Annotated in this window: 19 protein-coding genes and 3 tRNA genes; 9 read left to right on the top strand and 13 right to left on the bottom strand. The window is 65.9% G+C overall.

What is annotated here, in order from left to right:
- Position 1: 1 nt before the first annotated feature.
- From folP to hpt, 4 genes are all read right to left on the bottom strand, one after another.
- Positions 2-808, bottom strand: a complete 807-nt coding sequence (gene folP / locus IXW21_RS02620) for a dihydropteroate synthase (protein WP_194762705.1) — start codon at positions 806-808, stop codon at positions 2-4.
- Positions 805-1,410 (bottom strand): GTP cyclohydrolase I, encoded by a 606-nt coding sequence (folE, locus tag IXW21_RS02615; RefSeq protein ID WP_194762704.1) that lies wholly within the window; start codon positions 1,408-1,410, stop codon positions 805-807. Before folE ends, folP begins: the two co-directional genes overlap by 4 nt.
- A gap of 3 nt (positions 1,411-1,413) precedes the next feature.
- Positions 1,414-3,414, bottom strand: coding sequence for an ATP-dependent zinc metalloprotease FtsH (ftsH, locus tag IXW21_RS02610; protein WP_194762703.1), 2,001 nt, complete (start codon positions 3,412-3,414; stop codon positions 1,414-1,416).
- 175 nt (positions 3,415-3,589) lie between these two features.
- Positions 3,590-4,141, bottom strand: a complete 552-nt coding sequence (gene hpt / locus IXW21_RS02605; RefSeq protein WP_194762702.1) for a hypoxanthine phosphoribosyltransferase — start codon at positions 4,139-4,141, stop codon at positions 3,590-3,592.
- 138 nt (positions 4,142-4,279) lie between these two features.
- Between hpt and IXW21_RS02600 the strand changes: the two genes are divergently transcribed.
- Positions 4,280-4,867: a DUF937 domain-containing protein gene (locus tag IXW21_RS02600; protein WP_194762701.1), complete on the top strand. Its 588-nt coding sequence runs from the start codon at positions 4,280-4,282 to the stop codon at positions 4,865-4,867.
- A gap of 93 nt (positions 4,868-4,960) precedes the next feature.
- Here IXW21_RS02600 and tilS read toward each other — a convergent pair whose 3' ends face one another.
- The gene (gene tilS / locus IXW21_RS02595) at positions 4,961-5,947 is read right to left on the bottom strand and encodes a tRNA lysidine(34) synthetase TilS (protein ID WP_194762700.1); all 987 of its coding nucleotides are present in this window, start codon (positions 5,945-5,947) and stop codon (positions 4,961-4,963) included.
- Positions 5,948-6,032: 85 nt separating this feature from the next.
- Here tilS and IXW21_RS02590 point away from each other — a divergent pair, with 85 nt between their 5' ends.
- Both IXW21_RS02590 and IXW21_RS02585 read left to right on the top strand, forming a co-directional pair.
- The gene (locus tag IXW21_RS02590) at positions 6,033-6,698 is read left to right on the top strand and encodes a TMEM175 family protein (RefSeq protein ID WP_323742146.1); all 666 of its coding nucleotides are present in this window, start codon (positions 6,033-6,035) and stop codon (positions 6,696-6,698) included.
- Between the two features lie 42 nt (positions 6,699-6,740).
- Complete coding sequence (locus IXW21_RS02585) at positions 6,741-7,232, top strand: inorganic diphosphatase (RefSeq protein ID WP_060926386.1); 492 nt, start codon at positions 6,741-6,743, stop codon at positions 7,230-7,232.
- Between the two features lie 88 nt (positions 7,233-7,320).
- On the opposite strand, the gene IXW21_RS02580 is transcribed toward IXW21_RS02585, so the two are convergent.
- Positions 7,321-8,730, bottom strand: a complete 1,410-nt coding sequence (locus tag IXW21_RS02580) for a M23 family metallopeptidase (RefSeq protein WP_194762699.1) — start codon at positions 8,728-8,730, stop codon at positions 7,321-7,323.
- 211 nt (positions 8,731-8,941) lie between these two features.
- Between IXW21_RS02580 and IXW21_RS02575 the strand changes: the two genes are divergently transcribed.
- The 3 genes from IXW21_RS02575 to IXW21_RS02565 all read left to right on the top strand — a co-directional run bounded on the left by IXW21_RS02575 (position 8,942) and on the right by IXW21_RS02565 (position 9,263).
- Positions 8,942-9,014 (top strand) — tRNA-Glu (locus IXW21_RS02575).
- Positions 9,015-9,046: 32 nt separating this feature from the next.
- Positions 9,047-9,120 (top strand) — tRNA-Asp (locus tag IXW21_RS02570).
- Between the two features lie 70 nt (positions 9,121-9,190).
- Positions 9,191-9,263 (top strand) — tRNA-Phe (locus IXW21_RS02565).
- Positions 9,264-9,398: 135 nt separating this feature from the next.
- Here IXW21_RS02565 and IXW21_RS02560 read toward each other — a convergent pair.
- The 3 genes from IXW21_RS02560 to IXW21_RS02550 all read right to left on the bottom strand — a co-directional run bounded on the left by IXW21_RS02560 (position 9,399) and on the right by IXW21_RS02550 (position 11,647).
- Entirely contained in the window at positions 9,399-9,995 is a 597-nt protein-coding gene (locus IXW21_RS02560; RefSeq protein WP_194762698.1) for a site-specific integrase, read from the bottom strand.
- A 397-nt stretch (positions 9,996-10,392) separates the two neighbouring features.
- A complete protein-coding gene (locus IXW21_RS02555) occupies positions 10,393-10,821 on the bottom strand; it encodes a hypothetical protein (protein WP_194762697.1) in 429 nt (142 codons plus the stop codon).
- Positions 10,822-11,164: 343 nt separating this feature from the next.
- The gene (locus IXW21_RS02550; RefSeq protein WP_194762696.1) at positions 11,165-11,647 is read right to left on the bottom strand and encodes a hypothetical protein; all 483 of its coding nucleotides are present in this window, start codon (positions 11,645-11,647) and stop codon (positions 11,165-11,167) included.
- Positions 11,648-11,748: 101 nt separating this feature from the next.
- On the opposite strand from IXW21_RS02550, the gene IXW21_RS02545 reads away from it, so the two are divergent.
- From IXW21_RS02545 to IXW21_RS02535, 3 genes are all read left to right on the top strand, one after another.
- Positions 11,749-12,435: an FRG domain-containing protein gene (locus tag IXW21_RS02545; RefSeq protein WP_228528101.1), complete on the top strand. Its 687-nt coding sequence runs from the start codon at positions 11,749-11,751 to the stop codon at positions 12,433-12,435.
- An 898-nt stretch (positions 12,436-13,333) separates the two neighbouring features.
- The gene (locus tag IXW21_RS02540) at positions 13,334-15,181 is read left to right on the top strand and encodes a serine hydrolase domain-containing protein (RefSeq protein WP_194762695.1); all 1,848 of its coding nucleotides are present in this window, start codon (positions 13,334-13,336) and stop codon (positions 15,179-15,181) included.
- A 601-nt stretch (positions 15,182-15,782) separates the two neighbouring features.
- The gene (locus IXW21_RS02535; protein WP_323742145.1) at positions 15,783-16,784 is read left to right on the top strand and encodes a LacI family DNA-binding transcriptional regulator; all 1,002 of its coding nucleotides are present in this window, start codon (positions 15,783-15,785) and stop codon (positions 16,782-16,784) included.
- 46 nt (positions 16,785-16,830) lie between these two features.
- Here the strand turns inward: IXW21_RS02535 and IXW21_RS02530 are convergent, their stop codons facing one another.
- The 4 genes from IXW21_RS02530 to IXW21_RS02515 all read right to left on the bottom strand — a co-directional run bounded on the left by IXW21_RS02530 (position 16,831) and on the right by IXW21_RS02515 (position 22,073).
- On the bottom strand, positions 16,831-18,846 hold the full coding sequence (locus IXW21_RS02530) for a beta-galactosidase (protein ID WP_323742144.1): 2,016 nt from the start codon (positions 18,844-18,846) through the stop codon (positions 16,831-16,833).
- Between the two features lie 75 nt (positions 18,847-18,921).
- On the bottom strand, positions 18,922-20,241 hold the full coding sequence (locus IXW21_RS02525; protein ID WP_194762694.1) for an ABC transporter substrate-binding protein: 1,320 nt from the start codon (positions 20,239-20,241) through the stop codon (positions 18,922-18,924).
- A gap of 40 nt (positions 20,242-20,281) precedes the next feature.
- Positions 20,282-21,142: a carbohydrate ABC transporter permease gene (locus IXW21_RS02520; protein ID WP_228528126.1), complete on the bottom strand. Its 861-nt coding sequence runs from the start codon at positions 21,140-21,142 to the stop codon at positions 20,282-20,284.
- A gap of 4 nt (positions 21,143-21,146) precedes the next feature.
- A complete protein-coding gene (locus tag IXW21_RS02515) occupies positions 21,147-22,073 on the bottom strand; it encodes a carbohydrate ABC transporter permease (RefSeq protein ID WP_228528099.1) in 927 nt (308 codons plus the stop codon).
- Positions 22,074-22,092: the final 19 nt, after the last annotated feature.

Here is a 22,092-nt window from a genome sequence, read left to right as displayed (position 1 = left end):
GTCAACCCTCCCACGCGTGGGCGATCGCGAGAGCATCCCGCGTCGCAGCGACGTCGTGCACCCGTACCGCCCAGACTCCTGCACGCGCTGCGAGTGCGCTGGTCACGGCCGTCGCGAGGTCGCGACGCGGCTCGGACGCCTCTTCTTCCGGAGCCGCGTGCCGAAGCGTCTCCGCGAGGAACCGCTTGCGTGAGGTGCCGATCAGAACCCGGGGTCCCAGGGCGACGATCTCGTCGAGACCGCGGAGGAGCTCCCAGTTCTGCGCACCCGCCTTCGCGAACCCGATGCCGGGATCGACGATGAGTCGCGAGGGGGCGATTCCCGCTGCCGCGGCATCTCCCATGCGCTCCTTGAGCTCGCCCGCGACCTCGCGAGCGACGCGGCGGTATTCGGCCTGCGCATACATGTCGGACGAGAATCCGCGCCAGTGCCCGATCGCGTAGTCGGCGCCGGTCTCCGCCACCGCCGCGAGCATGTCGGGATCCGCGAGTCCTCCCGAGACGTCGTTCACGATGCGCGCTCCGGCCCGCACGGCGGCGGTGGCGGTCGCGGCGTTGAACGTGTCGATGCTCACGGGAGCGCCTGCGGCGACGAGCTGTTCGATGACGGGCAGCACCCGCTCCTGCTCGACGTCGGGACCGACGCGCTCGGCGCCCGGACGGGTGGATTCGCCGCCGATGTCGAGCACGGTGGCGCCCTCGGCACGCAGGCGCAGGCCGTGAGCGACGGCCCGGTCGACGTCGAGATAGCGTCCGCCGTCGCTGAAAGAGTCGGGGGTGACGTTGACGATGCCCCAGATGCCGGTCATCCGTGCGTCGATCCTGCGCCGGAGGCGCCGATCAGCGCGATGAGCTCGGCGCGCGACACGGCATCCGTGTACTCGCCACGGGCCGCGATCGTCAGTGTCGACGCCTCGGGCTGTCGCCCTCCGCGCATCGTGACGCAGCCGTGGCTGGCGTCGAGCACCACCAGCACGCCGCGGGTGTCGAGGTTCTCGGCGATCGTGTCGGCGATCTGCTCGCCCAGTCGCTCCTGCACCTGCGGACGGGTCGCGAGGATCTCGACGACGCGGACGAGCGCGCCGAGTCCGACGACCTGCTCGCCCGGCAGGTACGCGATGTGCGCGCGGCCGGCGAAAGGAAGCAGATGGTGCTCGCACACCGACCGGAAGCGGATGTCTCGCAGCAGCACGGCCCCGGAGGGCAGCGTGTCCGGGGCAGGGCCCCGCGTCACGCTGATCGTGTGTGCCAGCGGTGCTGCAGGGTCCTCCCCCACTCCGGCGAAGAACTCCGAGTACAGGTCGGCCATCCGCGACGGCGTCTGTCTCAGCCCCGGCCGGTCGGGATCCTCGCCGATCGCCTCGAGCAGCTCACGTGTGATCCGCTCGACGCGTGCGCGGTCGACGGACACGGATCAGGCCGTCGCGGGTCGCGCCTGACCGGCACCGGCTGATCCCGGCTGCGTGCGCGGAGCGGCGGCGGGCGCCTCGACGGATGCCGCGAGCGGGACGTCCTTCTTCGGCACCTCGATCGGGGGCAGCTCGGAGACCGGACGCGCCTCGCTCGAGAGCCAGAGGGGTCGCTCGGGGAGCTTGCGCACCTCGGTGAAGATCTCGGCGATCTGGTTGTGGTCGAGGGTCTCCTCCTCGAGCAGCGCCAGGGCGAGCCTGTCGAGGATGTCGCGGTTGGCGCTCAGCACCTCGTAGGCCTCGTTGTGAGCCTGCTCGATGAGTGCACGGACCTCGGCATCCACCCGCTCCGCGACTCTCTCGGAGTACTCGCGGCCACGACCCATGTCGCGACCGGCGAAGGGCTCCCCGCCCTCGCTGCCGAGCTTGACCGGTCCGACCTGAGTGGTCATGCCGTACTCGAGCACCATCTTGCGAGCGATCGAGGTCGCCTTCTCGATGTCGTTCGAGGCACCCGTCGTCGGGTCGTGGAACACGAGTTCCTCGGCGACGCGACCGCCCATCGCGTAGGTGAGCTGATCCTGCAGCTCGTTGCGGGTGACGGAGTACTTGTCGTCGAGCGGCAGCACCATCGTGTACCCCAGAGCCTTGCCGCGCGGCAGGATCGTGATCTTCGTCACCGGGTCGGTGTAGTTCATCGCCGCCGCAGCGAGCGCGTGACCACCCTCGTGGTACGCGGTGATGAGCTTCTCCTTGTCCTTCATCACACGCGTGCGGCGCTGCGGACCGGCGATCACGCGGTCGATGGCTTCATCGAGCGCGCGGTTGTCGACCAGCTGCGCGTTCGAGCGCGCGGTCAGCAGGGCGGCCTCGTTGAGCACGTTCGCGAGGTCGGCACCCGTGAATCCGGGGGTCTTGCGGGCGACGACCTCGAGGTCGACGCTCTTCGCCAGCGGCTTGCCCTTGCTGTGCACCTCGAGGATCTTCTGGCGGCCCTTGAGATCGGGGGCGTCGACACCGATCTGGCGGTCGAACCGGCCGGGGCGCAGAAGGGCGGGGTCGAGGATGTCGGGGCGGTTCGTCGCAGCGATGACGATGACGTTCGCGTTCGGGTCGAAGCCGTCCATCTCGACGAGCATCTGGTTCAGCGTCTGCTCGCGCTCGTCGTTTCCGCCGCCCATGCCGGCGCCACGGTGCCGACCGACCGCGTCGATCTCATCGATGAAGATGATCGCCGGGGAGTTCTCTTTGGCCTGGTTGAACAGATCACGCACGCGGGAGGCACCGACACCGACGAACATCTCGACGAAGTCCGACCCCGAGATGGAGTAGAACGGGGCCCCGGCCTCGCCGGCGACGGCGCGGGCCAACAGGGTCTTACCGGTTCCGGGAGGGCCGTACAGCAGCACGCCCTTCGGGATGCGGGCGCCGATGGCCTGGAACTTGGCCGGGTCCTGCAGGAACTCCTTGATCTCGTGGAGCTCCTCGATCGCCTCGTCGGCGCCGGCGACGTCAGCGAAGGTGACCGTCGGGGTCTCCTTGTTGACGAGCTTGGCCTTGGACTTGCCGAACTGCATGACCTTGCCGCCGCCGCCCTGCATCGACGACAGCAGCCACCAGAACAGCAGGCCGAGCAGCACGAGGGGAAGAAGAAGGGAGAGGATGCCGTCGAACCAGGTCGCCCGAGGCACGGCGTCGTTGAAGCCCTCCTCCAGGTCAGCGGCGTTGATCGCCCGCACGACCTGGCCGGCGCGGGCCTCGACGTAGTAGAACTGCACGTTCTCGGAGCCCTCGAACGCCTTCGACAGCGTCATGTCGACACGCTGATCGCCGTCGGTCGTGACGACCTTGGTGACGGTGTCGCCCGCGAGGAGTTCGATTCCCTGCTCCGTCGTGATCTGCTTCGGCGCGCCGAGGTTGGAGATCAGCAGGAAGCCGCCGAACAGCAGCAGACCGATCAGAGCGACGTAGATCAGCGGGTTCCGCGTGAGCTTCTTGACATCCATGGTCGGATCAGCGTATCGCGCGGGCGCTAGGTGCCTGCTGTGCGTTCACCCACGGCGTACCCTTCGACAGGCTCAGGGACCCAGACACTGTCCCGGCCGGTCGAAGCGCTGGCACCCCTCGACAGGCTCAGGGACCCAGACACTGTCCCCCTGGGTCGCTGAGCCTGTCGAAGCGTCAGGAGTAGACGTGCGGAGCCAGCACCGCGACGTCGCGCAGGTTGCGGTAGCGCTCGTCGTAGTCGAGGCCGTACCCGACCACGAAGTCGGTGGGGATGTCGAAGCCCACGTACTTGCAGTCGATGACGACCTTGGCGGCCTCGGGCTTGCGCAGCAGCGCGAGCACCTCGATCGATTCGGCACCGCGCGACTCGAAGTTCTCGAGCAGCCAGCTGAGGGTGAGGCCCGAGTCGATGATGTCCTCGACGATCAGCACGTGCTTGCCGTTGAGGTCGGTGTCGAGGTCCTTGCGGATCTGCACCACACCGCTCGACTTGGTGCTCGCTCCGTAGCTCGACACCGCCATCCAGTCCATCGGCGCGTGGAAGGGCAGCGCGCGAGCGAAGTCGGCCATGACCATGACCGCGCCCTTCAGCACGCCGACGAGGATGAGCTCCTTGCCCTCGTAGTCGACGGCGACCTGCGCTGCCAGCTCGTCGAGCTTCGCGATGATCTCCTCCTCGGTGACGAGGATCTGGGCAAGGTCGTCCTGGATTTCCGCGGCGCGCATGGATCGATTTTAGGTGACGCGCCCCCATGCTCCCGCACAGGATCCGCAGATCGGCAACCAGAATTCCGGGTGCGTCTTCTGCATCCGCACTACTCTGAGCCGTGAGACGGGCGGATGCCCCTGACGGAAGGAATCTCCATGGCTCTTGACGACATCCTGAAGCAGGTGCCGATCGACGACATCGCCGCGAAGCTCGGCGTCTCCCCCGAGGTCGCGAAGGCCGGGGTCGAGCAGGGCGGTGCGGTGCTGCTCGGCGGCCTCGCGAAGAACGCCTCCACGTCGGAGGGCTCGTCCGCGATCGAGAACGCGCTGAAGCGTCACGAGGGCAAGGCCGGCGCCTCGAAGGTCGACGAGATCGATCAGGCCGACGGCGGCAAGATCGTCTCGCACATCCTCGGCGCTGACGAGAAGAAGGTGACCGAGAAGCTCACCGAATCGAAGGAGACCGCCGGCATCGACTTCGACAAGCTCCTGCCGATCCTCGCGCCGATCGTGATGGGCCTCATCGCGAACGCGACCAAGGACAAGAGCACGAAGAGCGGGACCGCAGAGACGCAGTCCGGCGGCGGAGGGATCGGCGACGTGATCGGCGGGCTGCTCGGCGGCGACTCGTCGGGCGGCGGAGGGATCGGCGACCTGCTCGGCGGACTGCTCGGCGGCGGCAAGTCCTCGGGTGGCGGCGGAATCGGCGACCTGCTCGGCGGGCTCCTCGGCGGCAGGAAATAGCCGACAGCGCGGCTGACCTCGAGAAGACCTCCGTCGCCTCATCCCTCGGATGCGGTCGCGAAGGTCTTCTCCGTTCTCCGGCGAGGCCGCGATTCAGCGCGCGGTGAAGACGATGCGCCCGCCCTGTCGAGCGGCGGAGCACTCCGGCAGGTCGATGGGCCCCTGACCCGACCAGTCCGTCACGAGGCGAGCGACCTCGAGGGTCTGCAATCGAGTCAGACTCACTCCGAACTCGCTGTCGACGACGAGGCGGATGATGCGGTTGCGCAATGCGGCCGGATTGGCGGCGAGAGCCGCGACGCTGACCGAGATGCCCGCCTCTGCGTGCTCGACGATGTCTTCGATGGTCTCGTGGATCATCTCGTCGAACGCCTCGGCATCCTCCCGAAGCTGCTCCGCCGTGCGCGCGAGCGCCTCGGCGATGCCCGGTCCGAGTTCGGATTCGAGCACCGGCAGTACACGGTCGCGCACGCGGACCCGCGCGAAACGCTCCTCCGAGTTGTGGGGATCGTCCCAGACGTCGAGATCGGATGCCGTGCAGAACGCACGCGTCGTCTCGCGCCGCACTCCGAGCAGCGGCCGAATCCAGCGCACTCCGTCGTCGTCCTCGCGCACCGGGGCCATGCCCTGCAGGCTGGCGGCTCCGGACCCGCGGGCGAGGCCGAGAAGCACGGTCTCTGCCTGGTCGTCGAGCGTGTGGCCGAGAAGCACGGCCGCGGCGCCGGCATCCGTCGCGGCGTCTTTCAGGACTCGATAGCGCGCAGCCCGAGCGGCGGCCTCCGGTCCGCCGTCGACTCCGACGTCGACCCGGACGATCAGGGCATCGAGTCCGAGTCCTGCCGCCGTCTTCGCGGCGCGGGCGGCGACGGCATCCGAGTCGTCCTGAAGCCCGTGGTCGACAGTCAGCGAGCCTGCACGCAGACCGAGCTTCGGCGCCACGAACGCGGTCGCGGCGGCGAGCGCGAGCGAGTCGGCTCCCCCGGAGAGGGCGACGATCACGGTCGATCCCTCGGGAAGATCGGCGAGCGCGGTGCGCACGGCGAGGCGGATCTCGGCGATGACGGGTGAGAGCGAGGGCACAGCTCCACGGTAGCGCGGGCGATGACCCCGAGGGATCGCCGCCCGATGCTCGCGCTCGAGGTGCGCCTCGCCCTAATCTGGCGCCGTGACGGATCAGACAGACACCGGGGCAGACCGGCCCGTGCGATTCAGGACCGAGCGCTTCAAGGCCTTCGTCGATGCCGTCGTCGCCATCGCGATGACGCTGCTGATCCTGCCGCTCATGGAGTCGGTGTCAGAAGCGGCGACGGACAAGCTCAGCACCGGAGAGTTCTTCGTCGAGCACTCCGGACAGCTCCTGAGCTTCGGCCTCAGCTTCGTGCTCATCGCGACGTTCTGGATGGGCCACCATCGTCAGTACCGCGACGTGGAGTGGATCACGACGCCGCTGCTCTGGATCAACATCGCCTGGATGGCCACGATCGTCTGGTTGCCGGTGCCCACCGCGATGATCGGGCAGATGGAGACGGACTCCCTGCAGCCGGTGGTCTACATCGGGACTCTGATACTCACCCAGGTCACGACTCTCGCCGGCTGGCTGTATCTGCTCCGTCATCCCGGTTTCACAGGCACACCCGTCGACGTGCTGCGTGCGGGCGTGCTCGGCGATCTCGCCGCGATCATCCTGTTCCTGATCGCTCTCGCGCTCGCGGTGTTCGTGCCGTCGGTCGGGTACGCGGGACTCTTGGTGCTGCTGCTGAGCGGCGTCGTCTCGACGCTGCTCAGCCGCGCGTCGAGACGGAGTCCGAGTCCTCCGGCCGGTCGCCGGTAGGCTAGTGCGCGGCATCCAACCGTCATTCTGAGGAGCACACGCATGGGCGCACACGACGCCGTCATCGAGATCCCGCGCGGCAGCCGCGTGAAGTACGAGGTCGACCACGAGACCGGACGAGTGCACCTCGACCGCGTGCTCTACACGACCTTCGGGTACCCGGCCGACTACGGCTACTTCGACAACACCCTGGGCGAGGACGGCGACCCGCTCGACGTGCTCGTGCTGCTCGACCACGCCATCTACCCGGGCGTCGTCGTCGAGGTGCGCCCCGTCGCCGTGCTCAAGATGAGCGACGAGGCCGGCGGAGACGACAAGCTCGTCGCCGTGCTCTCGAAGGACCCGCGCTGGGCGCACATCCAGGACATCGGCGACATCGCCGAGTACACGAAGAAGGAGATCGCGCACTTCTTCGAGCACTACAAGGACCTCGAGCCCAACAAGTGGGTCAAGGTCGACGAGTGGGGCGACGCCGCTGAGGCGCAGCGCATCCTCGACGAGGCGATCGTCCGCTTCGGCGAGCAGGGCCACTGACACAGCATCCATCGGGCCACGGAGCCCGACGCACGAGACCCCCGGTTCCGCTCAGCGGCCGGGGGTCTCGTGCGTGCGGACGGGGTTCTCAGACCGAGATGCCACGGCCCGCGAGGAAGTCGATCGGGTTCGTGTAGGCACCGTTGATGTAGACCTCGAAGTGCAGGTGGCAGCCGACGGATGCGCCGGTGTTGCCGGCATACGCGATGACCTGACCCGCGCCGACCCACTGCCCGTTGCGCACATTGAACCCGCCGGGTTTGATGTGCGCGTATCCGGTCGCGACGCCACCGCCGTGCTGGATGCGGATGTAGTTGCCGTAGTTGCCGTTGGGGCCCGCGTAATCGACGGTTCCCGACTGCGCGGCGAAGATCGCGGCTCCGCAGCCGTTGGCGAGGTCGACTCCGTAGTGGAACGCCGAGCAGGCCGGGCACGGACGAGGGCGGGAGCCATAGCCGGCGCTGCGGTAGCCGCCCTGCGGTCGGACCCATCCCCCGGTGCCCGCCTGGCCGCCGGCGCCGCCTCCTCCGCCGCCTCCTCCGCCGCCTCCGCCACCACCGGCAGCTGCTGCGGCTGCGGCCGCCGCTGCGGCAGCAGCCGCAGCTTCGGCTTCACGGCGCTTGCGCTCCTCTTCGGCGACGCGCACGCCCTCCTGGTACCCGGCGACCGTGGTCGCGGTCTGGTCCTTGAGGGCTGCGAGCTGCGCCTGCATCGTGGCGAGGTTCGCGGACTGCTCGTCGAGCGCGGCCTGTGCGGCGTCGGCCGCGGCCTGCGCCTCGCGCATCTTCTGCTCGGCGACCTGCTGCAGACGGTCGCGCTCGGTGCGCGCGACGACGGCCTGGTCGGTGAGAGACTGCGAGGCGTCGCGCGCGGCCGTGGCCTTGTCGCGCACCGTCTGGTTGTACTGGTAGACCTTGTCCATCGTGCCGAGGCGCGAGAGGAGCTCGTCGGCGTTGTCGGCGGAGCCTGCGAAGAAGAGCTCGAGTGCCGTGTCGTCGCCGCCGTTGCGGTAGAGCTGCGCGGCGAGCTGGGCGGCCTTGCGCGAGGCGTCGTCGGCGATCACGGCCTGTGCGTCGGCCTGCGCCTGCAGCTCATCGGCGATCGAGATGGCTTCGAAGTACGCCTGCTGCGCGGCGTAGAACTCGTCGCCCGCGGCGACGGCTGCAGCCTGGGTCTCGGCGACCTTCTGCTGCAGGGACGCGATGAGGCCTTCGATGCGCGAGATCTCCGCGGCCTTCGACGATTCGTTGCGCATGGCGTTCTGCACGTCATCCCAGCTGGGATACGACGCGGCGTAGGCGGCGGTGACACCGTTGGTCACCCCGAAGGCGCTGAGCGCGACGACTCCGAGTGCACCGAGTCCGACGCCGAGAGCGCCGCGACGACTCAAGGAGCCCTTCTGCCAGAAGGCGCGGCTCTCGGCGGGAGTGGGCGCGCAGCCGCAATCCTCGGACGCCGCCAAGGCAGCAGCATCCACGGGCGATTGCTTGTCGTTCACACGGCCCCTTCCGCCGGATTCACAGATGCCACACTAACAACAACTTTCACATCCGCAACAGGTCGCGGCTGGGGTCGAGCGACACAGGCGTACAGCTCCAGCATCCTCCCGAACACGCGCGGGCGGAAGCCGACTCGCCCTCGATTCGCGTTTTGCTCGAATCTTCCCTTATGCTTGAGCGTCGGCAAGGAAGTCCCCCGGGGCTGACTCCGGCCCCATCGTTTAGCGGCCTAGGACGCCGCCCTTTCACGGCGGTAGCACGGGTTCGAATCCCGTTGGGGTCACTCTTTCCGATACAATAATTGAAAACAAGTATGGCCCTGTAGCGCAGTTGGTTAGCGTGCCGCCCTGTCACGGCGGAGGTCGCGGGTTCAAGTCCCGTCAGGGTCGCTCTAAGCGACGGGCCCTTCTTATTCGAGAAGGGCCTTTCGTCTAGATGCGACAGGTTCGCCGGTCGCACGGCTCTGTAGCTCAGTTGGTAGAGCGCACGACTGAAAATCGTGAGGTCACGGGATCGACGCCCGTCGGAGCCACAGGGTGATCATTACAGTCACCTTAGGAACCCTCGCCTAGCTTCTACATGGCGGGGGTTTCCGCTTTTCCTGGGCGGAGGGGACCTGCCCTGACGACGATCTAACAGTCGGGCACCCCGCAAAAACCCCGCACTTTCAAAACAGGCCCTTGAGCTGCTCCTGCAGCACCATCGCCGGCTTAGTCCCGCCTTTCAGAGTGTTCATGTAGGTCCCCATTGTGAGGCTCGGATCTTCGTGGCCGAGGTAGTCCGCAATTTCCGTGGCGGACAGCCCCGCCCTGTCGAGGATCGTCGCGACCGTCTTGCGGAACGAGTGAGTCGACAGCTCGGGGTACCCCAGATTGTCTCGGCTCTCCCGAATCTCCCGCTGCGTGTTCGACGGATCCCGCAACTTCATCTGGACAGTTGGGAAAAGAACCGTGGTGAACTCGGACAGCCGGTCGCGACGCCTCGCGAGCATCGCGATGGCGGATGCAGGGAGCGGGGTCACGCGCCACGACTTCTCAGTCTTCGGAAACTCTTGTCTGACGATCCCCCGTCCCTTTACCCGGATGTTGATCGCTTCCACCGCGACCGTCTGATCACGCCAGTTCACCGCATCCATGTCGAGCGCACACGCTTCGGCGATTCTCCAACCTGACACCAGCATGAACTCGACGAGCTCTACTGTGTCTGCGGCAACCAACTTCGGATCTGCGCGCAGCCGTTCCAGGAAGCGCGGGAGTTCCTCCAATGGAATGGCCTTGGAAGCCCGCGTCTTCCGCTGCGAGATCCTCTCAAGGTCACGGACAGGTCGCCGATCTTCGGAGAGATGTGCATCTTTATCGCGGAGCCGTAGGTTGCCAACGAGCCTTCGGCACGGCCCGCATCGCGCTTCGCAACGAGAAATCGCTGTGCCAGATCACTGAGGCGAGTCGACGGCTTGAGTTCGCCCCCGGCATCCGCTTCGATCCCGACTAAGGCCGTCTTAAGGGCGATCTCTGCTTTCTTAGAGGTGGCCCCGAAGCGTTCGATCTGTCGCGACTTTCCGTCCATGAATCGGTAGCGAGTCCGCGCTCGCCATTTTCCTGGTTGGAGCTCCGACAGGTTGATCGTTCCGTAGCTGCTCAGCGGCGTGCGCGGGCGCGGCATCAACTGCCTCCCATGGCTTTGCGGATCTCCTCGACCAAGATCCGGTTCACTCGCCCACGGGCCTGCGGGGAACTCGTGTCACCGGCTCGCTCGCGCGACTCACGTTCGTATGCCTTGGCCCAGAGCTTTCGAGCCCAGCGCTCCACCTCGATCGGCCCGATCCCGAGCTTCTTCGCCGCACGCGCGACGGGCAAACTCGGGCGAACCTGTCGATCGCTCGCCTCCGAAACTCGCTCTGGATCCCGATACTCATCAAGTAGCGCATCGAAATGTGCGTTCTTTTCGGCGTCGGAGCGCGGCCTCCCCATGTTCTCAAGAACCTGTCGATCCAGTTCCTCGTTGAGCAGTATCCGTTCCGATGCTTCCGACCAGGGGGTGTACTCGTGCCTCAGCTCGTCACGCCAATCGATATCGCGCGTTACTTGCACAGGGGACCCGGTACCTGCCGACCTGCCGGTGGAACCGCTTCCCGCTCCCGTCCCTCCCGCGCCCGCACCACGCCGTCCGGGAACTCGGGGCCGAGGGATTGGCGGTACGGTGTTGCGCCGGGATGCAGGGTCATCCCGCCACAGTGCATCCGCGAGCGCCTGCCCGACCCTATCCAAGTCCGAGGCTGGCCGGGCAGGATCGAACAGCGTATCTGCCGGAGCGATGATGTCGACGGTGCCGTCGCCATCGCTCGGGCCTCCGTCCGCACCACCGCTACTGAGCCCGCTCCATGCATCACGGAAGTCGTTCCACTCGGCCGAGTTGCTGCCGCCGTAGGCGCCACTAGTTCCCACTGAGCTGCTCCACTTCATCACTGGCCGCAGCCTGCACTGAAGGGTGCAGCGACGTGTCCGTCGCTGCACGACGTACCAGCCCGATCAGGGCAGGGCGCCCGCTGCCGGCGAGCTCAACGATCGCGCCAGGGGTCAGTCGGGCGCCCCAGCAGTGCGCCGCGATTCCAGTCGCGGCTGCATCTTCTAGCGTGTGGTTCTTGCTGACCCAGAGCACCGTGCCTCGCACGACCGCTTCGGCGTCATCGGTACGTTTGGTCGCGCCGATCAGAACGTCGAGAGCCGCCAGTTGCTCGTCCTGGCCCCGCTCGCTGAGGGTGTCGGCAGCAACGTTCCGCGCTGCCTCGCTCTCGCCCAGTAGGGCGTTGATGAGCCCTAGGACGTCATCCGAGACTTGGGCGCCCATGCTGACGTTGATTAGGCTCGCGGCAAGGCTGATGTACGGATCGAGGTCTTCGTCTCGCAGCGCCGGCAAAGACGCAGCCCAGTCCCGTGTAGCCTCATCGATCCCGTCCGGAAGGGCGGCCTCTTCGCCATCGCCGGGGGACTTGCCCAGCGGCAGCGAGAGACTGGGGCTTGGGGATCGGTCCCGGCGGTTATGTCGATGACATGCAGCTCCTCGCAGACCTGCAGCACTACGGGATCGCGACCAGACTGCTTGATTTCACGAGCAACCCGATGACGGCCCTCTGGTTCGCCTGCCAGTCACCTAAGGCACCCGGCGCCGCGAAGAGCGGGATTCTCGTCGCTCTCAACACGACAGGCATGCGCCAGATCTCGACCGTTCCCGCCGGACGCAGCTGGGGTTCCCTGCATAGTCCCACCGGATCAACTTTGCATGACGCTCTCCTGGACCCGACGCCATTCCTGGTGCGATCCGCTGTTCCCAACGAGCGACTCCGAGCCCAGGAAGGGTTCTTCGTCGCCGGCGCGATTCCCCCTCCTCGCGGGGAAGTGATCGCGTCACCCTCAGGCACGAAGGACTTCCGCATCCAGAGGATCGACCCATTCGAGGCGATAGACATACCGTGGGTGCGCGGAGACTCAGCGAAGCTTGCGGCTAGCCTCAGTGCTGACAGGCAGCGTGGGCATCCATCCGCGCTGCCGTTCGTCGCGGTGATCATCAAGGCCGGCTTGAAGAAGAAGCTGCTGCGCTACCTCGAGAACACATACAACCGGACCGCAAAGATCCTGTTTCCCGACTACGCAGGCTTTCTCGAGTTCCGATCCGAACCCGCCGCTCGTGACACCGTCGCAGATTGACTCAGCCCCTTAGTAGCTGGTCTCATCCCCGCGTCCCCCAATGGCGGCACGACGAACTCCACCGGGTTCGAGTACGTCGATGGCACTCCCTACGCGCGGCGCCGTGTGGTTCAGCGCCGGCGGCGGAACGACCTCACGTGCTCAGTCCCTTCTTACTTCCCCGTCTGGCCGTTTACCGACGATAAGACCACTTATCGCAGCTATCCGGCGCAGCACTGCGGGTGCCCTGGACCGCACACCTGCGCGCGCTACCCGGCCCGTCGCCGTCGCCGTCGCCGATGACGCGACTCACGACCCGACCGCCGCTCCGAAGTTGAAGACGTCCTCGAGCACGCCTTTCGCCGACCGATCGACAAGAGGACCGCCCAGCACATCCGAGCGCTCGTCATCGCGCAGGTCGACGCGCCGAAGGGTCCGCCCGGCGGTCGATGGCCGTTTACCGGCGAACCATGGCCGCACGGAATCGGGGCCACTTGCCCTCCGGTGGGTGACTCTGGTGGCCCATGGGCGCGAGGAGCATGTCATGGTCCGTGCATTCACCAACCCTGTACACGGCCGCAACGGAAGCGGGATCCAGACCACCCTGAAAACGGACGAGTCACCTCTCCTGTCCCCGTCAGGAGGGCAGACGAGGCGAGACCCCCCCACACAACGCAGCGGGTCGTCCCCTCCCCCAATGAATAACGTCGGGTCTCTCCTGGGTGCGGGGCTCAGGGGTTGCACGGAATCCACCACCGGGGAGACCCCCGCCACCCGGGGCGAGCGCAGGACCGGCGACTGCCAGGATGGCAGTGTGACTTCTCTTTGGCGTTCGTTTGTCGGTTTTTTCGTGGTTGCGGGGATCTTGGCATCTACGACGGCTTGCTCCTCGCAGGTCACGAGGCTTGAGCCCGCGCCCGTGCAGACAGCGGAGCTTTCGTCGGGGAATGTCGAAGCGTGGTTGGACGCGGTGCTGCCGGCCGCTTTGGAGCGCGAAGGCGTGGTCGGTGCCACCGTCTCGGTCGTCGCGAATGGGGAGATCATCGCCGCGCGAGGATATGGGAGCGTCGGCAATGCGGACGACGCTGCCCAGACCGTTGATGCCGAGTCATCGCTTTTCCGGATCGGTTCGATCTCGAAGGTGTTCACGGCGACCATCGTGATGCAGCTCGTCGAGGAAGGAGAACTGCACCTGGATGCTCCGGTGCAAGACGTCTTGGACTTCTCGCTGCCCACGAGTTTTGACGAGCCGATCACGATGCGTCATCTGTTGACGCACACGGCAGGCTTTGAGGACGAACTAGCCGGGCTCATCACCGCCCCCGGCGGTGAAACGGTATCCCTCCGTGATGCGGTGGCGATCGATCCACCCGCTCAGATCTTCGAACCTGGCTCGACTCCCGCGTACTCGAACTACTCCAACGGGCTTGCGGCGTATGTCGCTGAACGTGTGACGGGGGTCCCTTTCGAGGTCTTGGTGCAGGAGCGCATTTTCGACACGATCGGGATGACGACCGCGACCATGGCACAGCCCCTTCCCGCGGATCTTCAAAGGAACATGTCGGCCGGATATCGCTTCGCGGGTTCTCCCGAGGTTCCGTTCGAGGTCGTCTCGCCGGCTCCCGCGGGAGCGATCTCAGCGACCGCCATCGACATGGGCCGGTTCATGCTCGCCCAGCTTGGCGACCCAGACGCGGGTCTGATGCAGCCGCAGAGTCTGGCCCTGATGCATGAGCCCGCTCTGACGAGTGGAGACCTCGGAGGCCTCGCGAAGGGCCCGGTGATGACCCTCGGGTTCTTCGAGCGCGATCGAAACGGCCACCGTGTCCTCAGCCACGGCGGCGATCTCACCGCATTCCACGCACAACTGGAGATCTACCCCGACGATGGCGCCGGAATCTTCGTTTCGCTGAACAGCTCCGGTCTTCACCCGGATTCCTCCACAGTGATCCGAGACGAACTCACCAGAGACTTCGCCGATCGTTACTTCCCCGATGATCGACCGGATCAGAAACCGACCGGCACGACTGCTGCCCATGCGGAGGCGATTGCGGGAACCTATCAGCTCTCCCGTCGCGGGGAAACAACGTTCATCCGAGCGTTCTTCATCCTCTCGAGCATCGACATCACCGCGGACGGCTCCGGCGGCGTGACGATTTCTGCGATCGTCGACCGAACAGGGACACCAGTGCCTTTCGTCGAGACCGAGTCTTGGGTGTGGTCGGAAGTGGGGGGCCACCGGATCATTGCAGTGGACCAGCGAGATGGTGAAGTCATCGCGATCGGGTTCGATCCCGCGTTCACCTTGCAGCCCATGCCGGCAGAACGGAGGGCGTTGCCGATCGTCGCTGGGCTCTCACTCGGCATCCTTGTGACGTACCTCGTCGCGCACCCTGTCATCGCGCTCGTGCGCCGTCTCCGTCAGCGGCAGGACGACCAACCAACTGCGTGGAAACGTACGGGGTGGGCGGCGTGGACCGGCGCACTCAGTTTGCTGCTGTCAGCCCTGCCCTGGTCCGTAGTTGCCGGCGCACTGCTCACAGACGGTCCGGCTCCCGATGCTCTCATCATCCGAACCGGGCAGGCCCTCCTCGCAGTCGCGGCGCTGGGGATCGTTCCCGCGGCCTGGCGCACCGTGTACTCCTTCAAACGACGCCGACACCGCTGGCTACACGTGATGGGAGCGATCAGCCTCACAACTGCCTTCGCGGGTATGATCTTCACGCTGCTCGTCGGTGGGATCCTGCAATCCAGCCTCAGCTACTGAGCTTCCACGCCACAACAGGAGACTGCTTGCAGCAGAGTCGGGATGTGGCCGGGGAGCACTCGGACCGAAAGTGCGGTCACGTTGCTTCATCCCGCGTCGATCTCAACGATCCGAGGCAGGCGGCGTGCCATTCCGCCACCGCGTAGCGCCGCTGCTACTGGGCCGTCTCGAGCGCGCGTGATCGTTGAAAGTTCAGCCGAAATCCCTCGCCGAGACTCGGTTGCGACGAGGGCTTGCGGCGGGGTTCCGAGCTCCTCCTCCGCACCGCGCCAGAAACGTTCGTTTGAGCCCGGCGCTGGATGAGCGCCCCCCGGTTCCTCTCCGGTTTGACTCACCCGCTGCGTCTTTCCGAGCCAGACAGCTGGAATGCCGTCGCTAGTCCCCGGAGACTACTTCGTCGCCCGTCGCACGCCAGTCGACGAGACCGCGTGCCATGTTGCGACGTTATAGCCCCCTCCACAAGGTCCGTCGCTCGCAATATCGCCGGACCTCGTGTGTGCACGTAGAACCGCGAGACCACGGGAAGCGCTTCCGCCGTTATGATGGGCAACATCATTCGGAGACCGAAGCCCCGAACCACGGAGGGATGAAGATGGTGAGAGTGGTCCCGCGCACCCCCACCATGGATGACGTCGCCGAGCTTGCGGGGGTGTCGCGCACCACCGTCTCGCGGGTGTTCAGCAACACGGTGACCGTCGACCCCTTGCTGTCGAAGAAGGTTCACGATGCCGCGGCGAAGCTGCGCTACTCCCCCAGTCAGATCGCGCGCGGTCTCGCCAAAGGACGAACGCATTCGGTAGGAATCCTCGTGCCTGAACTCGACAACCCCATCTTCCAGCGCACCCTCACCGGACTCTCGCAGGCGGCGGGCGAGGACAGCTATCAGGTGCTGATCGCCGACTCGTCGGAACGACTCGCGAACGAGGCGGAGCTGATCACCGAGCTGCGGCGCCGATGCGACGCGATCGTGCTGTGCTCGCCGCGGATGGATGACGCCGAGCTTTCAGAGCTCGTCGCGCGTCTCGGTCCGGTCGTGATGATCTATCGCTCCGTGCCCGTTCGCGGAGTCCCGGTCATCGCTGTCGGCCTAGAGCACGGTGTGAGATTGCTCGCAGAGCATTTGCACGGGCTCGGACACCGTCACATCGCCTTCCTCGACGGCGGCGAGAAGTCCCGATCGGGCGCGCGGCGATTCGCCGCTCTCGAGGAGTTCTGCGCCGCTCACCCAGATGTGCGTGTGAGTCGCGTGACAGGCGGGGGAACGATCCAGGCGGGATACGCCGCAGCAGACGACGTGCTGGCCACCGAGGCGACAGCGGTGATGGCCTTCAACGACGTCGTCGCGATGGGCCTGCTCAGCGCGCTGCAGCGTCGCGGCGTCGCTGTTCCTGATCAGCTCTCGGTGACCGGCTTCGATGACATCACCTTCAGTGAGTTCACCAACCCGCCGCTCACGACGGCGGCAATCCCGGCCGAGGAGCTCGGTCGTCTCGCCTGGGAGCGGCTGCACGCGTTGCTCGTCGATGGCGAGACGGATGACGGAACGACGGTCGTCCCGACCGTGCACCTGCGGGCCTCGACATCCTCGGTGCTTCGGGGCTGACACAGGGCGCCGCTGTCCAGGCCCGGTCGACGCCCCCTCCTGTCGACTATCTGTCGTACTTCAGGACGGCGACGGCCGCGGCTTCGAGATTCAGAGTGTCCCCTGAAGCGCGGACCGCTCCCCCCGCGAGCAGATCCGTCGCGTTCCGAGGAAGATCGATCTCCACAACGCGCTGCCCATGATTGAGGAGGAAGAGATACGACCCCTCCGGTCCGTGCCTCTCGACCGCCTCGACGCCGGCCGGCGTCTCAATCACAGGGCGCACCTGCGCATCGTCGAGCACGGTGTCGAGCACGCGGTGCATGCCCGCTTCGCTCAACTGGGTGCCCAGGTACGTCACCACTCCGTCTCCGAGCTCGTGACGCAGCGCCGCCGCCTGTCCCTCGAGATATCCATCGGCGTACGTTGCGAGCACCGCCGCAGCAGCCGAGACGAGGTCGTCCTGCCACAGACCGGCATCCGCCTCTGATCCTCTCAGATTCACGCGAATCCGCTCCTCCGATGGCAGTGGCGAGAACTCGCGCACGCGTCCGCCGATGAGCGACAGCAGACCGCCGGGGTAGCCGCCGGGGATCACCCGATCGTGCTCGTCCACGATGCCCGAGAAGAAGGAGATCAGCACGTGTCCGCCCGACCTCACGTATGCGTCGAGCCGCTCGGCCTGCGCGTCGGTGAGCACGTAACTGTTCGGGATCACGATTAGGCGATAGCCCGACAGATCCGCATCGAGGGTAACCACGTCGGTGGCGATGTTGCGATTCCAGAGCGGAGTGAAGTGCCGGGTCACGATGTCCACGTAGCTGAGCTTCGCGGGGTGCGCGACTCCTTCCATCGCCCACCAGTTCTCCCAGTCCCAGACGACAGCGACCGCCGCGTCGGCGGTGGTTCCAGCGATTTCCTCGAGCTGGCCGAGTTCCTGACCGAGCGCGACGACCTCCTGCCAGGTCCGCGTGTCGGTTCCGCTGTGCGGCAGCATCGCTGAATGGAACTTCTCCTGCCCGTACCGCGAGGCACGCCACTGGAAGAACATCACCGCGTCCGCTCCGTGCGCGATGGCCTGGAAGGATCCCAGTCGCATGCGGCCCGGCTGCTTGACGAGGTTGAGCGGCCACTGGCTGACGGCACTGCTGGCCTGCTCCATCATCAGCCAAGGCTGGCCGCTTTTCAGCGAACGCATCAGGTCGTAGTTGAACGCGGCAGTGATGTGCGCTTCGGGGTCGGCGGGGTTGGGATAGATGTCAAGCGCGACAGCATCCTCTTCCGCTGCCCAGCGGGTGTAATCGGCGCCCGAGAAAAACCGCATGAAGTTCGTCAGAACCGGAATCTCGGGCGTGATCGCGCGCATGATGTCGCGCTCCTCGCGGAAGCAGTCGAGCAGCAGCTCGGAGGAGAAGCGTTTGAAGTCGAGCTCACGCGCCGGATTCACGTTTCCCATCACCGGTTTCGGGAGGTCGACCTGACTCCAGTCGCTGTAGCGCTGGCTCCAGAACGTCGTGCCCCAGTGCTCGTTGAGAGCGTCCAGCGACCCATGTCGCTCACGAAGCCAGTCCCGGAATCGCGCACCGCACTGATCGCAGAAGCACTGCGTGTGATACTCGTTGCCGATGTGCCACATCGCCAGAGCCGGGTGGTTGCCATAGCGTTCCGCGAGCGCTCGCGCGATCTTCTGGCTGCGCTCGCGATAGACCGCCGATGACGGGCAGAAGTGCGCCCGGCTTCCGATCGCGATCTTCCGCCCCTCCCTGTTGGTGGGAAGCACCTCTGGATGCTCGGTCGCGAGCCACGGCGGCGGCGCGGCGTTCGGCGTGCTGAGGTTCACGGAGATCCCGTGGTCGTGCAGGATGTCCATCACCTCGTCGAGCCACCCGAACTCCAGCTGGCCGTCAGCGGGCTCCAGTGACGACCAGGAGAAGACGCCGACGCTCACCAGCCGCACGCCCGCTTGCCTCATCAGCGCGGCGTCCTCGAGCCAAGTCTCCCTCGTCCACTGGTCGGGGTTGTAGTCGCCTCCGTAGACGATGCCGGGAAGCCGGGCGGTGAAGTTGTGGATGGGGTTCGTCACGTGACGCCTTCTGGTCGATCTGATCGGGGTCGGAGTGCGCGGGGCCCCTGACACGAGGCCCCGCGCGCAGCGATGCTACATAGCTGCTTCGAGCTCGGAGATGAACTGCTTCGCTGCTTCATCGGGGGTGATCTGATCGAAGATCACCTGCTGGTTCAGTCTGGCGAACAGCGGCACGAGCTCGGGCCCGGCGTCGAGGTTCGGCTTCGGGAAGCCGGCGACCGACAGCTCGGAAACCTCGGTCACGTAGTCCGCCAACTTCTGCTCCGACGGCGAGAAGTCGCCTTCGATGGACGCGAGTACCTCACTGTTCCCCGGTACGCCACGGTCGGAGCGCAGGATCGCACCCGCCTCCTCGCTGTTCACGATGAAGTCGATCAGCATCGCGGACTCGACCGGATGCTCCGACTTCGCCGAGACCGAGTAGTACACGCCGGGCTTGACGTAGGCACCAGGGCGGTCGCCATCGGACTCGCCAGGGAACAGGAGCAGCTCGAGCTCGCGTCCAGAGGCTGTCTGCAGCGCTTCGACCTGGTTGGCGGACAGGATGGACATCGCCGCGGTGTGGGTCGCGATCGGAGACTGCTCCAGTCCGAGCGATGCCTGCTCGACCGCAAGCGAGGCCGACGGCGTCGCGCCACTGTCGCGCAGCTCGAGGATGTACTCCCACCATGCGGCAGCGGTCTTCTCGGTGAATCCGACCGTGGCGTCATCGGGGCTCCAGAGATCCTCGCCACGCTGACGGATGAACATATTGAAGCCTTGTTCGTCGAGCGGGAGCGTGGCGCCGTAGACGTCGGGCCCTGCCTTCTCACTGATCTCCGCGGCGATGTCGAGGTAGTCGTCCCACGTCCAGGTCTCGTCGTCGGGCACCTCGATCCCCGCATCCGAGAAGATCTGCGGATCGATGACGACGCCGAACGTGCCCACTCCTCCCGGCACCCCGTATACCCCGTCGTCGATCGTCGACCCTTCGAGCGCGCCCTCATCGAACTGGTCGAGCGGGAGCACATCCGCGTGGTCCGACAGGTTCACGAGCAGACCGCTGTCGACGTACTCGTAGATGAAGGGGTCGACCTGCTGCATGACGTCAGGGGCGTCTCCTGCGGCCACGGTCGTGGAGAGTTTGTCCCAGTAGTCCGTGTACGGAGCGAACTCGGGCACCACCGTGATGTTCGGGTGCTCCTCCTCGAACAGGTCGATCACCTGCTGCGTCATGGTGTGCCTGGTGTCGGATCCCCACCAGTTGAAGCGGATGGTGACCGGCTCATCGGAGGCTGTCGCCGGTGCGGATTCCGATGGCGCCGTGCAGCCGGCGAGCACCATCGTCACGGCGGCACCGAGAGCTGCGAGGCGTACGAGTCGAGCCGTATGGCTCGTGCGGGGGTGTGTCATGTCATTGCTCCATTGCAGTTGTGATCGATCAGGGAAGAGGTCATTTGAGTCCGGTGGTCGCGATGCCTTTGATCAGGTAGCGCTGCCCCACGAGGAAGACGAGGAAGACAGGGATGAGGGTCACGACCGACATCGCGAACAGCGAACCCCAGGAGGATCCCCCTGTCGAGTCGACGAAGTTGCGGAGCGCGACGGGGACCGTGAGAACGTCCGGACGTGTGAGGTAGATGAGCTGACTGTAGAAGTCGTTCCAGGTCCAGATGAAGGTGAAGATGGCGGTGGTGGCGAGCGCCGGCACGGAGAGCGGCAGCAGCACCTGGAAGTAGGTGCGCCAGTACCCCGCGCCGTCGATGCGAGCAGCCTCGTCGAGTTCCTTGGGGAGTCCGCGGAAGAACTGCACCATGAGGAAGATGAAGAACGCGTCGGTGGCGAGGAACTTCGGGACGATCAGCGGCAGGAACGTGTTGACCCAGCCGAGGTTCGAGAAGAGGACGTACTGCGGAACGATGAGCACGTGGATCGGCAGCATCAGAGTCATCAGCATGAGTGCGAAGAAGATCTTCTTGCCCCGGAACTCCAGCTTGGCGAACGCGTAGGCGGCCATCGAGCAGGTGATGAGGTTGCCCAGCAGACTGCCGAGGACGATCGCACCCGAGTTGAGCAGATAGAGACCGAAGGGACTCGACAGCGCGTTCCAGCCATCGGTGTAATTGCTGAAGTCGATCGTCTCGGGAAGCAGCGACGGATCGCGGAAGATCAGCTCCTCCGGCTTGAGCGAGCTCGCGACCATCCACAGCAGCGGATAGATCAGCAGCACGCCCACAGCGATCAGGATGATGTGCCTCACGACCTTCGAGAGCGTGATGCGGTGGGCAGACGGCGCGCTCGAGCGGCGCTTCAGGAGATCAGTCGCGGTCACTGTAGAACACCCAATGCTTGGAGGCGATGAAATTCACCGCGGTGAAGACGGCGATGATGAGCAGCAGGAACCAGGCCATCGCGGAGGCATAGCCCATGTCGCGCTTGCCGAAGCCCTCCTGATAGAGGTAGAGCGTGTAGAAGAGAGTCGAGTCGGCCGGCCCCCCTGAACCACCGGAGACGATGAACGCCTGGGTGAAGGTCTGGAACGAGCCGATGATCTGCAGGATCAGATTGAAGAAGATGATCGGCGAGAGCAGCGGCAATGTGATGCTTCGGAACTGTCGCCACCGACCCGCGCCGTCGATGGACGCCGCCTCGTAGTACATCTCCGGGATCTGTCGCAGCCCTGCGAGGAAGACGACCATCGCGGACCCGAACGTCCACACGTGCAGCGCGACAAGGGTTCCGAGCGCCGTGTCGGGATCCGAGATCCATCCGGGGCCATCGATGCCGAACAGCGCGAGAAACTGGTTGACGAGCCCCTCCGTACCGAAGAGCTGACGCCACAGGATGCCCACCGCTACCGAACCGCCAAGAAGTGACGGCAGGTAGTAGACCGAGCGGTAGATCGCCAGACCGCGGATGCCGCGGTTCAGCATGATCGCCAGGCCGAGCGCGGCAGCCATGAGCAGCGGCACACCCAGGAACACATATGTGAACGTCACGCCCAGCGACTTCGCGAGTCGGGGATCGTTCAGCATGTCCGCATAGTTCTCGAGGCCGATGAACTCAGGCGGCTTGAGGAGGTTGTAGTCGGTGAAAGACAGATAGAGCGAGGCGACCATCGGGAAGGCGGTGATCGCCAGCATCCCGACGAACCACGGAGCAAGGAAGCTCCACGCTGCTCGTTCCTGATGGCGAGCAGCCAGGCTGAGTTTGCGCTTCTGCGCGGGTGGGGCGGCGGCGGCCATCAATGCCCTCTCCATCGTC

It is taken from the genome of Microbacterium sp. UFMG61, assembly GCF_015354505.1.
In the GTDB taxonomy this organism is placed as follows: Bacteria; Actinomycetota; Actinomycetes; order Actinomycetales; family Microbacteriaceae; genus Microbacterium.
Note: the sequence above shows the minus strand (reverse complement) of the source record. Positions and strands in the feature narration are given on the sequence as shown.

Bases quoted from the DNA above. Each gene is read 5' to 3' on its own strand.
- IXW21_RS02515 (WP_228528099.1), bottom strand. From the start codon at position 22,073: ATGGCCGCCGCCGCCCCACCCGCGCAGAAGCGCAAACTCAGCCTGGCT.
- IXW21_RS02585 (WP_060926386.1), top strand. From the start codon at position 6,741: ATGGGCGCACACGACGCCGTCATCGAGATCCCGCGCGGCAGCCGCGTG.
- ftsH (WP_194762703.1), bottom strand. From the start codon at position 3,414: ATGGATGTCAAGAAGCTCACGCGGAACCCGCTGATCTACGTCGCTCTG.
- IXW21_RS02525 (WP_194762694.1), bottom strand. From the start codon at position 20,241: ATGACACACCCCCGCACGAGCCATACGGCTCGACTCGTACGCCTCGCA.
- IXW21_RS02600 (WP_194762701.1), top strand. From the start codon at position 4,280: ATGGCTCTTGACGACATCCTGAAGCAGGTGCCGATCGACGACATCGCC.
- hpt (WP_194762702.1), bottom strand. From the start codon at position 4,141: ATGCGCGCCGCGGAAATCCAGGACGACCTTGCCCAGATCCTCGTCACC.
- folP (WP_194762705.1), bottom strand. From the start codon at position 808: ATGACCGGCATCTGGGGCATCGTCAACGTCACCCCCGACTCTTTCAGC.